The organism is Neobacillus sp. NRS-1170 (genome assembly GCF_050468025.1).
This window is the reverse complement of record NZ_JBITPF010000025.1, coordinates 142,156-155,459: the sequence shown is the minus strand read 5'-3', so window position 1 is coordinate 155,459 and position 13,304 is coordinate 142,156. Positions and strand designations below refer to the sequence as shown.

Sequence of the window (13,304 nt, the reverse complement as noted above, 5' to 3'; positions counted from 1 at the left end):
TCAATATGTATTCGCTCTCATGGATAAAAAACCTGCCTGTACAAAAATTACTAATTGAGACTCTATAGAACTTTCTTAACCACCGTGGAGCTTCTTTATTAACCTTGATGGCCATTTGCGGACTGTCCTAATTACCGCCGAGCTCTTTTTTCCACCTTAACGGGCATTTGGAGACCTTCCTAATTACCGCTTCGCTTCTTTTTCCACCTTAATCGGCATTTAGAGACCTTCCTAATTACCGCTTCGCTTCTTTTTCCACCTTAATCGGCATTTGGAGACCTTCCTAATTACCGCTTCGCTTCTTTTTCACCTTAACGGGCATTTGGAGACCTTCCTAATTACCGCTTCGCTCCTTTTACCACCTTATTGGGCATTTGGAGATCTTCCTAATTACCGCACTTCTTTTTCTACCTAAACAGGCATTTGGAGACCTTCCTAATTACCGCTTCGCTTCTTTTTTCACCTTAATGGGCATTTGGGACTTCACTTTTTTATTACCTAAACTCCGTTTTACATAATTTTTGCACCAATAAAAGGCAAAAATCCTATCCATCAATATGGATAGGATCGCCATTATTATTTATTTCTGTTTATAATAGGTTATCGCTAAAGCAAACGCTAAAACGGCACCCTTGACAATGTCCATCGCATAATAAGGAACCGACATCATCACCAGACCGTTCTGTAAAATCCCAATAAGTACCGCACCTATAAACGTACCAAACGCATTTGGTTTTCCTGCCCCAAGGACTGAAAAACCAATAAATGCAGCTGCCACAGAATCCATTAAATAAGGTGCACCTGAATTAATTTCTGAAGTCATAACGCGTGATGCTAGAACAATGCCTCCAATGGATGCAAAAAGAGCAGAAAGTAAGTATGCTGCCACCTTATATTTATTTACTGGTATCCCAGAAAGTCTTGCTGCTTCTTTATTGCCGCCGATAACGTACATATAGCGGCCATGTTTTGTATAAGTCAAAAAGACATGCACCAAAATGACAGTCACTGCCATGATGATAATTATCCATGGTACCTCGCCAATTTTTGCAAAAAATGGACTGATGAGGCCGGCTGCCATGGAGCCATCCGGCATGACCATGTTTTGTGACACTGTTGCACCTTTTGTATAGGTTAGCGCTGTCCCTTGGATGATAAACATCGTAGCAAGCGTTAACAGCATATCAGGAATTCGAAGCTTGACAATCATAAATGAGTTGATGGCACCCACCAATAATGATGCCGCAATCGCTGAAATAACTGCAACCAAGGTGTTCTGCGAAAACCAAACAAACATGGAAATGACAATCGCGTTTGAAAGGGATGCAACAGATCCGACCGAAAGATCAAATCCATCTACAGATAATGATATAGTAATCCCAATGGCAATAATGGTCACAATCGATATGGAACGTAAAATATTGACGATATTGCTTCCTTGAATAAAGGTTGGATTCGCCAGAGAAAAAATAACAATAAGTGCGACAATTGTAATAATGGTCCCGTATTTATAAAAGATCTGAAAAAGTTCAATTGGCTTTTTCGCTGGGGTCTGTTTGCTTGTTGTTATTTTTGCTTCCATCTTATCTGCCCCCTGTTGAATAGAATAATAGTTCTTCTTCATTCGTTTCGTTTGTTTTCAATTCCTTAACTGACTTACCGTCATACAAAACATAGACTCGATCGGTTATTCCTATGATTTCAGAAAGCTCTGATGATGCATATATAATTCCTTTACCCTGCTTAGCTAAATCTGAAATTAAATTAAAGATATCCCTCTTTGCTCCAACGTCAACACCTTTTGTCGGCTCATCAAAAAGATATACATCGGCTTCAGCCACTAGCCATTTTCCAATCGCTACCTTTTGCTGATTACCGCCTGATAGGTTTTGAACCTTCGTCTCCTCCGATGGTGTTTTAATCCCAAGTGCACGAATCATTTGTTTGGCCGTCTCTTTTTCCTTTTTCCGGTCTAAAAAACTCAACGCTTTTGAAAACACTCCTAAATTGGCCGCCGACAAATTGGATTCTACCGATTCTAGAACGAGAATTCCTTCCTTTCGCCGCTCTTCAGGAACTAAAGCAAGCCCATTTTTAACAGCATCGTAAGGGCTCTTACTTTTTAACTTCTTACCATTGAGAATAATCTCTCCCTCAGAAATTTTCGCTGCTCCAAAAAGCGCCTTGCACAATTCCGTTTTTCCAGCTCCGACAAGCCCGGCGATTCCCACGATTTCTCCAGCTTTAACCTGAATATGTAGATTTCTAAGTTTCGCCTCGTCGGAAAGCCCTTTTACCTCTAGGACAGTATTCCCGAACGTTGCCCTTTTCTCTGGAAACTGCTCCTCCAGCTTTTGACCAAGCATTTGCTCGACCACTTTGCTCGGAGTGGTTTCTGAAATCTTCTCTTTTATCACAATTTCACCATTGCGCATCACAGTTATCTCATCACAAACTTCAAAGATTTCCGGCAGACGATGTGAGATAAAAATAATTCCTACATTTTGCTTTATTAAGTCCTTGACGATACGAAATAGTTCTGTTGTTTCGGTATGACTTAAGGGTGCAGTCGGTTCATCTAAAATGAGAAACTTACACTGCATAGAAATGGCCCTCGCGATTAACACCATTTGTTTTTCAGCCAGGGTCAAATCGCTTACTAGTTTTTTGGTGGAAAGATGAATATTCATATCTGCCAGTATTTTATTAGCTTGATTATGAATCTCCTTCCATTTCACCCATTGTTTTTTCCCCATGCTATGAACGGTGTCTAGCAGCATAATATTTTCTGCGACAGTTAAATTGGGAATCAAGGCTGTATCGACTTCTTGGTAAACGATTTGTATTCCCGCGTCCTGAGCATATTTAGGGGAACGGATTTTTAGGCTTTGTCCATCAAAGCTTATTTCGCCAGTATAGTGATCATACGCGCCTGAAAGAACTTTCATTAATGTCGATTTCCCCGCGCCATTTGCCCCTATCAGTGCCTGAATTTTTCCTGTTTCCGTGGAAAAATGGACCTGATTCAGTGCTTTTACACCGGGAAACTCTATTGAGATGTTTTTCATTTCTAAGGTTGTAGTCGTCAAAATGCCACCTCCTATTAAGCAAACACTCTCTTAATCTTGTGAAAAAGAGAGTGAAATGCCATTTATTTCTTATAGTGCTTCTTTAATGTTTTCATCCAATCTTCTTCAAAGGCAGTAGATTGGCCCCAGCCTGGAATGATGGTCGCAAGATTCACCATATTAACTGCCCCTTTAGAATTCTGAACGTTTTTCTGCGTCACAAGTGAAGCTTCTAAGTCGTAGGTTTTTGGCGTCTCTTCTCCCGCCAGTTTTTTCGCTAGTAATCTCATATCTACGGCACCAATCAGCTTAGGGTCAACGGCAGCTGTGTACTTCCATGCGCTGCCTTTTCTTTGAATTTCCTGAAGGTCAGCATTGGAAACATCAATTCCATAGATTTTTACTTCTTCCCGGCCTGCTTCCTTCAAAGCACGAGCTGCACCAATCGCAAATGCATCCCAAGTGGCAAAAATGGCATCCAATTTTCCTTTAGGGTATTTGTTCAGCATCGCTGCAACCGCATTTTGAGTTTGAACACTTGTGTCTGCTGCAGCTACACCGAAGCGCTCTACTTCTTTAATACCAGGGTTTTTCGTAAGAACATCCTGATAAACATTATTTCTTCTTACCATTGGCGGGAAGCCGTCCACCCAAAGGTAGGCAATATTGGCTTTTCCTTTTGTTTCTTTTACAAGCTGATCTAGAGCTAAGGTTGCTAATGCTTCATCGTCCTGTGAAGTTAGTGTCACTCCTTCAATTTCAGCAAGCTTTGGATTAGAGTCAAAAGCCACAACGCTTTTTCCTTTTTCAACGATCTTCTTCACATCATTTACAGTTGCATCATCGTCACCATGGGAAATGACAAATCCGTCATAATTCTGATCTAATGCTTGATTGATTGCATCATGGAATTTCGCTGTGTCCCCATTTGCAGTAAATACATCCACCTGAAAACCCAATGCTTGTCCTTCCTCTTTTGCACCCGCTAGAAATTGGGCAGTATGATCGTCACCGCCAATTTTACGGATGACCTTGATCTTAACCGGATCACCTTTGGCAAATCGCTCTGGAACCCCTTCTAATGACACATTTTTATTGCCGCTTGCTTGCTTTGTTTCTCCATTTGAGGCACAGCCAGTTAGCAGAAGTGTAGCGGCTAATGCTGAAACAAGTGTACTTTTAAATAACTTTCTCTTCATGATGTGAGCTCCCCTTTTTTTACGTAATTCTCGTTACTCCCATTGGAAAAGTTTGATTTTATAAAAAATAAAAAAACCTCTCCAGAAAAGAGAGGTTTCATCGCAAATAAACGGACTACTCCTCTCTTATCTCTCAAAACAATTCCTTGTTTTGCAGGATTTAGCACCAATTCCAATCGGAACGGTTGCTGGGCGTCATCGGGCCAGTCCCTCTGCCACTCTTGATAAGAGAACGTAAATGATTTAATTGATTTTAAGTATTAAACATACTTTAAACTCCTATTAACAAGTTGTCAATAGTATTTTGAATATTATTAATAAATTACTTTTTTTAAAATTACAACACCACCATTTCAATGATCAACTAATTTCGGTATTATAATATTTAGATAACCGAAATATTTTCAAGGAAGAAGTGTTATGAACAATGAACCAACAGGAAAGTGCTAAACGTAATTTAGTGATAATGTGGTTTGCTAACTTTTTTGTTGCTGGAAGTATGACGATGGTCATGCCCTTTATTTCACTTTATATTGAGACGTTTGGAAATTTTTCAGAGAAATATGTACAGCATTGGTCAGGGATAACGTTTGGAATTACGTTTGTATCTGCCTTCCTTTTCTCGCCAATCTGGGGGAAAATTGGCGACCGATATGGAAGAAAGAAAATTCTTATCATTTCAGGGATTGGAATGGCGGCATCCATTTTCCTAATCAGCTTCGTCCATTCCGTCTGGCATTTATTGCTGCTGCGCTTTTTCATGGGTTTCTTCTCGGGCTTTATCCCGATGTCCCAGGCATTTATTTCTACACAAACGCCGAAACAGATTGCCGGACGAGTCCTTGGCACATTGCAAACAGGCAGTATTACCGGTTCTTTACTTGGACCGATGCTCGGCGGAATATTAGCAGATTCGCTTGGTTATGCCACTACATTTAAGTGGACATCTATTTCCATTTTCATTTCGGCCATACTTGTTATTGCTGCAAAAGAATTTCGTGTTGAAATCAAACAGGGAGCAAAAGCTCATTATTCAAGCAAGGAAGTCTTTAAGCATATTTTCCGTAATCCGGTTTTATTAACAGTTCTTCTTATCTCTGCATTAGTTCAAATTGCCCACTTTAGCATTCAGCCAATATTGTCTTTATTTGTTAGTGATTTGCATGGAAAAACAAATGTTGCCTTTTATTCCGGAATTGCTTTTTCTGCAGCTGGACTTGGGAATCTATGGATGTCTCGAAAATGGGGCAAGATTGCTGACAAATACGGTTATATCAAAATACTTGTCATCCTCTTATTCTTAGCAGGAATTGTATACTTACCAGGTGCAGCTGTTACGAGCCTTTGGCAGCTTGTTATTATCCGTTTCGCCCTCGGCATCACGATTGGTGGAATTATTCCGGTTAGAATTGCATATATCCGCCAGGAAGCACCGATTGCGATGCAAGGTGAGGTACTGGGCTATAACAATAGTTTAAGATTTCTCGGCAATATAATCGGTCCAATGCTGGGCGGCTTCCTATCCGGTTACTTTGGATTTTCATCAGTGTTTATCAGCACAAGTGCATTACTAATTATCAGCGGCGCTATCTTACTCGTATCTATGCAGCGTAATCCAAAGCTTATAAAACATACCGCCTAAAAACTTCAAAAGAGAAGTCCCACAAATGGGACTTTTCTTTATTTCATCTGTTGTTCATAAACTTGTAAATTAGCATATACGGTTTCTAAAACTGGAACAGAAATCTGTTCTTTCCGCGCTATCTCCAGTAAATAGCCGTGCAAATGGTCTGCTTCAACAGGCAATGATTTTTCCATATCCCTTTGCATCGAGGATTTCATCGAATAGCCAAGACCATTAATTTGATTCATTAATTGTGTTTCAATAGCGTTTGGAAGAGGTGCCTCGATACGGTTCATTACAGAAACAATCTCTTTTAATAACTGAGTTATTGTTGCTCGTCCGCTTGCTTGCTCTAGAATAGGTCCAATTGGTGCTCTCAATAAAGTGGTAATACCTGACATCGTCGAAATAAATAAATACTTATTCCACAAATCTTTATTGATGTTTTCACTTAAGCGGTAGGCAATCTTCGAACCACTAAAGGCATCTTCCATTTTTAATACTCGCTCAGACCGTTCCCCTGTCCGTTCTCCAAATACTAAATCGTGTTTTTCACTTGTTTGAATGATCCTGCCATTTTTATCAAGAGTAGTTTCTATAAAGCAAAGGCCGCCGATAACGCGTTCTTCCCCGAACATTTCCACCAATTTAGCAATATGTAAAATACCATTTAACAAAGGAAGAATGATCGTTTCCTTGCCAACATACTGTGTTATGCTCTCCATGGCCCCTTCTAAGTGATAGGCTTTAGTTGAAAGTAAAATGACATCAAAAGAACCTGAATCCTCACCAGCAATAATTGTTTTAGAATTAAGAGTCACGTTTCCATGGACACTCTCAATGACAAGCCCTGTTTCTTCCAATGCTTTTTTCTACCTTCACGAACTAAAAAGGTAACATCTTCGCCCTTTTCTTGTAACCGTCCGCCAAAATAACCGCCAACCGCACCTGCCCCAACCACTAAAAATCTCATGAGAATACTCCCTTCATCGATATCTACAAATCTAGTATAAGGGAAATTTTTTTTACTTAAAATAAATAAGCAGGAAATTCCTGCTATATTTCTAAATTGGTTTTCAGTTTTGTAAAATCCATTTTCTGATAATAACTATTTTTGACCAAGATATTGGGGCCGAGGCATGAAACGGCCGGGCAATGGCAATTCAATTCCTTCGCAATATTCGAAGCTTGCCATGTGTGATACGCATCTATCAATTTTGTGTTTTGAATATTGCCTAACGCTGGAGTATCACCAAAATCCGTAACAATAATATCACCGCTAAAAATATTGACGTTCAAGCGTGAGCGGCCGTCAGGGTCATTTCTAACTGTCACATTTTTACTATTATATAAACGTTTTAAGAGATTTAAATCCTCCTGTTTACTGCTGCAAGCATAGAACGGAAGTGTTCCAAACAGCATCCAAACCTCTTCATTTCTAATATCGAGCAGTTGATGGATGGCACCTCTGATCTCATCGAGGGTAAGGGTTTCAAGATTGCTGGCGAAATCACTTGGATACATTGGATGTACTTCATGGCGCTGACAAAGCATTTCCTCAACGATTTGGCGGTGGATTTTTTCCAAATGCGGCAGTGTCCGTTTATTTAACATCGTTTCTGCAGACACCATAACTCCTGCTTTCACAAGCTCGCGGCTATTTTCTATCATTCTCATAAAATATTTTTCCCGCTGATTGTAATCAGGCTGCTTTTCCATTCTCGCGAAGCCGCCCTCAGCAAAATCATCCACCGTGCCCCAGTTATGGGAGATATGTAAGACATCTAAATAGGGGATGATTAATTCATAGCGAGCCAAATCGACGGTTAAATTTGAATTTATCTGGGTCCGTACCCCACGTTCGCGGGCATATTTTAAAATCGGTGCGACATAATTTTTCACGGATGATAATGACAGCATTGGTTCCCCACCTGTGATACTTAAAGAGCGAAGGGTTGGAATTTCATCTAACCTTTTTAAGATTAGCTCCAAAGGTAAGGCATCCGGATCCTTCGTCTGCAGCGTATATCCGACAGCGCAATGTTCACAGCGCATATTACAAAGGGTTGTCGTGGTGAATTCAATATTTGTAAGCTGTGGTTTTCCATATTCCTCAATATCTAAATAAGCTTCCCAAGGATCATAGGACGGGGTAATCTTTTTCATATTTAACATAATAAACTCCTTAACAATCAGTCTTCACAAAACCATTTCATTATAGCTGATTTGGGAATGCAATTGCTATTTCTTACTGTTACAAAAGCTTATGAATTTCAAAAAGCGATTATTCAATTGATCAATCCTATTTTTCTAGATTTTTTCTCTCAATCGACAAATTCCCAGGGAAATATCAACAATACCAGATTCATATCGACAATAGTTATGAATATTCTAAAAATAACAAAAATATTATTAGCACCAGAAAAGTGGCTGTCATCAAGGTATTCCCCTAATGACAGCCATAAGCACTTAAAATTTCCACACCGTCCTATAAGCATGTTTCCAAGAAAAGATAGTAATCATAATAAGGATGATAAGATAAATCGGCACACCAAATGGAATAAATGTAATAGCAAAATGAATACCCGCAAATACAGCCAGACAAAGCAATGCAAGAATCACTTTCAATCCCCCGCTTTGCAGGGCATCCTCAAAGGATTCAGAAAATGGCAGTGTACCTTTTAGGTAGTTTGAACAAATGATCGTGAATAAAATAGCTGTCACCAGTACGACCAATAAATCGTCGATGATCTTCAAACCGAAAATGCCAATAAAAATCGCACTTATGATAATATAAATAGGCAGGAAGAGGTTGGAAATAAACACCTTTAAAACAGCACTATATAACGGAGCCAAACTTTGGAGTGGAGCCGTTTGGTATATCCATGCGCCTTTGTATTTTCCCGAGTATTTTAGCATAGCAACAGCATTGGGAATCATTAAACAAGAAAAGTAAACCGCTAAATACCATTTACTTGAAACTAGATGGGCAAATGAATTCATTTGTATTTCATTAAACATAAAGATAAACGGAAAAATCAATGACATTCCTAACGCCGGATAAACCTTTAAGCGAAATTCTCTTTCGTTTCGCATCATGTTGTCCGCGAAGCGAAAAAAGATTTTTTCCTCCTTGCTTCGGCAAATCACATTAACAAGGCCATTTATCCACCAATGCTTCTTCCGGCTACTTCCTCCGCTATTATTTGTCAGCTTTTGCAAGTTCCTTTCAAAGGAAGGCATCATTCGACTATAGATGATGATCGCAATAATAGGAATAAACAAAGCCAGTAGTGAGAATGAAATAATATAGAAGTCTGATTGGTGCTGCAGGAATAATTCAAAAGGTGCCCCAAACCAAATTGGAGGAATTAGGAATTGCCACCAGCTTGGTGTAAAGGTAATGTTCATCTCAACTACACTGAAGGACCTTGCCAGTACTTGGTATCCCACAGCAATCGAAACGGATAGGCCAATTTGCACGTAGTTAATAATATCCTTCAGTTTTTCGCCATCAAAGAATCGCAAAATGAAATAGTATATAATTGCCGTTACGACAACAATTAATAGATTTACTAAAACAAGTCCGATAACCCCCAGGAGCAGGAATAATACCCCATGTCTATATGTTCCAATTATTAAGGGAATAGCAGTAAGTGCGGTCGTAAGATAAATTAAATAAATACAAATATGAATAGTCTTCGCAACATTTAAGGACTTTTTATTAACTGGTTTTGTTAAAAGAATCGCCTTGTCCCTGACATCAAGGAGCACATTCGAAAAATCGGATATCATCGACGTCATGACAAGAAACATGACAATTCCGTAAAAGATGCTCATTTGATACAGAAAGTTGCTTCCAAGTATGGTAAAAGGGATGAGCATGAGGCTTAATAGCACATACATCCCTAATGATTTCATGAACCCGTTTTCTTCCGGTTTCTTCTTCTTCTTTGTCTGCTGGTTAAAGATGGTCGGAGTCCTTCTTCCATCCATTGTTAGTTTGACTGCTAAAATTCTTCTCATGACCGTGTAATTGATGCCAAAGCTTTCAAAAAGACCGCGAAATAAATCTAGTAATCTCAGCGTTCGAAAGTTTTTCATCTTTATACCCTTTGAACGATGGACACAAATTCTTCAGCCAAAACCTTATATTCATTAAATCCTGTCAGCTGATTAAAAATCTGCTCCAGTGTCCCTTCCTTATTTTGCTCCTTCAACTCATTGAAGCTGCCGTCGGCTACAATTTTTCCATCGTTAATGAGAATAATGCGGTTGCTGATTTTCTCTACGACATCCATGATATGGGATGAATAGAAAATTGTTTTTCCCTGGGAGGCAAGAACAGCCAGAATTTCTTTAAAAACCATGACACTATTGGCATCGAGACCGCTTAACGGCTCATCTAGAAATAACATGTCGGGATTATGTAATAAGCTTGAAATGATCAATACCTTTTGCCGCATTCCCTTAGAGTAGGACGAGATTCGGGAGTGATATACTGCTTCCATTCCAAAGACCTTCATCAGGCTTTGGGCTTTTTCATCAGCCGTTTGTAGATCTATCCCGTATAATTCACCGACAAAGGTTAAATACTCCATTGCGGTAAGATTATCATATAACTCCGCTACCTCAGGAACATATCCGATTTTTCTTTTGTAGTTAATATCGTTCTCGTTGATTTCCTCGCCAAAAATCTCAACCTTGCCGCCATACTCACTTTCAAGCCCGAGCAAAATCTTGATTGTTGTACTTTTCCCGGCACCGTTTGGTCCAATATATCCGATGATTTGCCCACGATGTACCGTTAGATTAATGCCTTTTAAAACATTTTTTGTCCCATAATCCTTTTTCAAATCCTTCAAACAAAGTACCACATCTTGGTTCGTTTCGATGTTCATCACCTTCTCGCATATTAGTAGCTTAATATTAACATATTCTGCCTATTTTTCTATAAGAAGCATAAGAATGAAAATGGCCGACAAAAAAGATTTTGTCGGCCATCTAACCTATTTATTCTTACTTAAAAAATATACATACACTTTTATCATGAAATAGCTTACTTCTTCTGGAAGGAGCTCCTTTATCGGCTTTAATTGATTCCGTCCCACTTCAGCCACTGCTTTTTCTAAAAGAGGAATATAGTCATTCGGAACATGCCTTGAAAAGTCGACATCCAACCCTTGTTGGGCACATTGAAGTAAATGGCTTTCCACTGTGCTGATTGCAAGCTTGCGCTTTTCTGCAATTTCCTCTATCGAAAGGTGATTTTGGTTTAATGTCAATGTCTCCAAATGGGATTCACCAGCCGCTTTTTTGCCTGTTTTTTTCGGTGCTTTCACTTCGGCTTGAATTTCTCTTTGATAATCCGGATGATCTTGTAAAAAATTTCGAATTGCTTGTATAAATTCAAGTCCATATTTTTGCAATTTATGTTCACCAACACCACTCACCTGTAAAAACTCTTGGTTCGTTTTAGGCTGCTTGGCGCACATATCCTTTAGAGCAGCATCAGAGAAAATAACAAATGGCGGCACTTTTTCAGCTTCTGCAATTTGCCTTCTTACTTCCCTCAAGACTTCGAATAATGGATCACTCTTTGAAACTTTTTTAACTTGGACAGTCTCACGCCGGAATACCAGAATTTTTCCCAGCAAGGCATCCTTGCCTTTCGAGGAAACATAAAGGGTAGGAAATTGCCCCTGTTCAATCGCAATTAACTCCTGTGAAATGAGGAATTCAATAAAATCACTGACCTCTTTTGCTCCCTTTTCCTTCATAATTCCATAGGTTGTTAGTCTTTCAAAGCCAAGCTCTGTTACTTTTTTATTCTTTGAACCCGTTAATACTTGGGCAATAAGTGTTTTTCCAAAACGCTGGCCCATCCGAATGATGCAGGACATTACCATTTGTGCTTCCTTCGTCACATCAATGCTTGTCCGTGAATCCGTACAGTTTCCACATCTTCCGCATGGCTCTGTTTCCGTTTCACCGAAGTATTTTAATATAAATTCCTGCAGACAGTTCTCCGTGTGACAGTAATCTACCATTTGCTGCAGTTTTTCCAGCTCAGCATGAATTCTTCCTCGATCAATGGATTGGTCAATTAAGAAGCGTTGAATTTGCACATCCTGCGGAGAATATAATAGTGCACATTCACTTTGGAGTCCATCACGGCCAGCACGCCCTGCCTCTTGGTAATAGCTTTCCATGTTTTTCGGCATTTGAAAATGGAGGACGTAGCGAATATTACTTTTATCAATCCCCATCCCGAAGGCTGATGTTGCAACCATTACGGATGCTTTGTCTTCTAAAAAACGTTCCTGTTCACGTGCACGTTCTGCGTCCCCCATGCCGGCATGGTACCTGGCAACATTAATATTTTCTTTTTGCAGTCGTTCATAGAGCTGGTCAACATTCTTTCGTGTTGCCGCATAAATAATCCCTGCTTCGTTGTTGTTCTTTTTAAGGTAATCTAGGAGATATTTTAGCCGGTCCTGTCCTTTAATTACCGAAAAAGAAAGGTTTTCCCGTTCAAATCCCGTGATAATGGTATTTTCCTCATCAATATCAAGCAGATGGCAAATATCCTCCCGTACTCTTGGGGTAGCTGTTGCTGTAAGCGCCATAACAATTGGCTTTTGGGGCAGGGTTCGAACCATTTGCTGGATATGCCGGTAGCTCGGACGGAAATCGTGTCCCCATTGGGAAATACAATGAGCTTCATCGACTGCCACTAAAGGAATTTCCATATTTCTTAGATCTTCGATAAATTCTCGTGACTCTAACCGCTCTGGTGCTATGTAAAGTAATTTGTATTTGCCAAGCTGTGCATTGCGCATCCGTTCATATGCTTCAGTGAAACTAAGGGAGCTATTGATAAATGTGGCTGGAATTCCGACTTGATTGAGAGCATCGACCTGATCCTTCATTAAGGAAATCAATGGGGATATAACAATCGTGGTGCCTTGAAGCGCAAGCGCAGGAATTTGATAGCAAATTGACTTTCCGCCGCCAGTCGGCATAACGCAAATGGTGTTATTGCCATCCAGCACTGATTGGATTGCCTGTTCTTGGCCTTTGCGAAAAGAGTTGTAGCCGAAATGAGACTGTAATAAGGGGAGTGTTTTGGCAATCAAGATTGTGGCTCCTTTCAAATGTTTGTAACTCTATTATAACGCGGCATTATAAAATTTGAAAAATTAACAATAAGTTTTGTCCAGCTTTCAACACCTGGTAGGTCTCACAGTGACCGCGGGTCTTCCTTTTTCATCTTGATCGGCACTCTAAACCTTTCACAGTGACCGCGAGCCTTCTTTTTTCACCTTAACGGGGACTCTGAACCTTTCATAGTGACCGTGGGTCTTCCTTTTTCACCTTGACGGGCACTCTGAACCTTTCACAGTGACCGCG

At 39.8% G+C, this 13,304-nt stretch carries 8 protein-coding genes, 1 pseudogene and 1 riboswitch; of the genes and pseudogenes, 1 reads left to right on the top strand and 8 read right to left on the bottom strand.

Features of this window, described 5'->3' with window-relative positions:
* Nucleotides 1-580: 580 nt before the first annotated feature.
* The 3 genes from ACIFOT_RS10905 to ACIFOT_RS10895 form a co-directional block, all read right to left on the bottom strand.
* A complete protein-coding gene (locus ACIFOT_RS10905; protein WP_430064506.1) occupies nt 581-1,582 on the bottom strand; it encodes an ABC transporter permease in 1,002 nt (333 codons plus the stop codon).
* 1 nt (nt 1,583) lies between these two features.
* Nucleotides 1,584-3,068 (bottom strand): sugar ABC transporter ATP-binding protein, encoded by a 1,485-nt coding sequence (locus tag ACIFOT_RS10900; RefSeq protein WP_430064637.1) that lies wholly within the window; start codon nt 3,066-3,068, stop codon nt 1,584-1,586.
* 83 nt (nt 3,069-3,151) lie between these two features.
* Nucleotides 3,152-4,267, bottom strand: a complete 1,116-nt coding sequence (locus ACIFOT_RS10895; RefSeq protein ID WP_430064505.1) for a sugar ABC transporter substrate-binding protein — start codon at nt 4,265-4,267, stop codon at nt 3,152-3,154.
* Nucleotides 4,268-4,390: 123 nt separating this feature from the next.
* A riboswitch (SAM riboswitch) is annotated at nt 4,391-4,498 on the bottom strand.
* 196 nt (nt 4,499-4,694) lie between these two features.
* On the opposite strand from ACIFOT_RS10895, the gene ACIFOT_RS10890 reads away from it, so the two are divergent.
* The gene (locus ACIFOT_RS10890) at nt 4,695-5,909 is read left to right on the top strand and encodes an MFS transporter (RefSeq protein ID WP_430064504.1); all 1,215 of its coding nucleotides are present in this window, start codon (nt 4,695-4,697) and stop codon (nt 5,907-5,909) included.
* A 38-nt stretch (nt 5,910-5,947) separates the two neighbouring features.
* Here ACIFOT_RS10890 and ACIFOT_RS10885 read toward each other — a convergent pair.
* The 5 genes and pseudogenes from ACIFOT_RS10885 to recQ form a co-directional block, all read right to left on the bottom strand.
* A pseudogene (locus ACIFOT_RS10885) lies at nt 5,948-6,864 on the bottom strand (ketopantoate reductase family protein).
* 83 nt (nt 6,865-6,947) lie between these two features.
* Nucleotides 6,948-8,066 carry a radical SAM/CxCxxxxC motif protein YfkAB gene (yfkAB, locus tag ACIFOT_RS10880; protein WP_430064503.1) on the bottom strand — a complete coding sequence of 373 codons (1,119 nt, stop codon included), beginning with the start codon at nt 8,064-8,066 and terminating at the stop codon, nt 6,948-6,950.
* A 294-nt stretch (nt 8,067-8,360) separates the two neighbouring features.
* Nucleotides 8,361-9,995, bottom strand: a complete 1,635-nt coding sequence (locus ACIFOT_RS10875; protein WP_430064502.1) for a hypothetical protein — start codon at nt 9,993-9,995, stop codon at nt 8,361-8,363.
* A 2-nt stretch (nt 9,996-9,997) separates the two neighbouring features.
* Nucleotides 9,998-10,792, bottom strand: a complete 795-nt coding sequence (locus tag ACIFOT_RS10870; protein WP_430064501.1) for an ABC transporter ATP-binding protein — start codon at nt 10,790-10,792, stop codon at nt 9,998-10,000.
* A 108-nt stretch (nt 10,793-10,900) separates the two neighbouring features.
* On the bottom strand, nt 10,901-13,030 hold the full coding sequence (gene recQ / locus ACIFOT_RS10865; RefSeq protein ID WP_430064500.1) for a DNA helicase RecQ: 2,130 nt from the start codon (nt 13,028-13,030) through the stop codon (nt 10,901-10,903).
* Between the last annotated feature and the right edge of the window lie 274 nt (nt 13,031-13,304).

Bases quoted from the DNA above. Each gene is read 5' to 3' on its own strand.
- ACIFOT_RS10900 (WP_430064637.1), bottom strand. From the start codon at position 3,068: ATGAAAAACATCTCAATAGAGTTTCCCGGTGTAAAAGCACTGAATCAG.
- ACIFOT_RS10895 (WP_430064505.1), bottom strand. From the start codon at position 4,267: ATGAAGAGAAAGTTATTTAAAAGTACACTTGTTTCAGCATTAGCCGCT.
- ACIFOT_RS10890 (WP_430064504.1), top strand. From the start codon at position 4,695: ATGAACCAACAGGAAAGTGCTAAACGTAATTTAGTGATAATGTGGTTT.
- ACIFOT_RS10905 (WP_430064506.1), bottom strand. From the start codon at position 1,582: ATGGAAGCAAAAATAACAACAAGCAAACAGACCCCAGCGAAAAAGCCA.
- ACIFOT_RS10875 (WP_430064502.1), bottom strand. From the start codon at position 9,995: ATGAAAAACTTTCGAACGCTGAGATTACTAGATTTATTTCGCGGTCTT.
- yfkAB (WP_430064503.1), bottom strand. From the start codon at position 8,066: ATGTTAAATATGAAAAAGATTACCCCGTCCTATGATCCTTGGGAAGCT.
- ACIFOT_RS10870 (WP_430064501.1), bottom strand. From the start codon at position 10,792: ATGAACATCGAAACGAACCAAGATGTGGTACTTTGTTTGAAGGATTTG.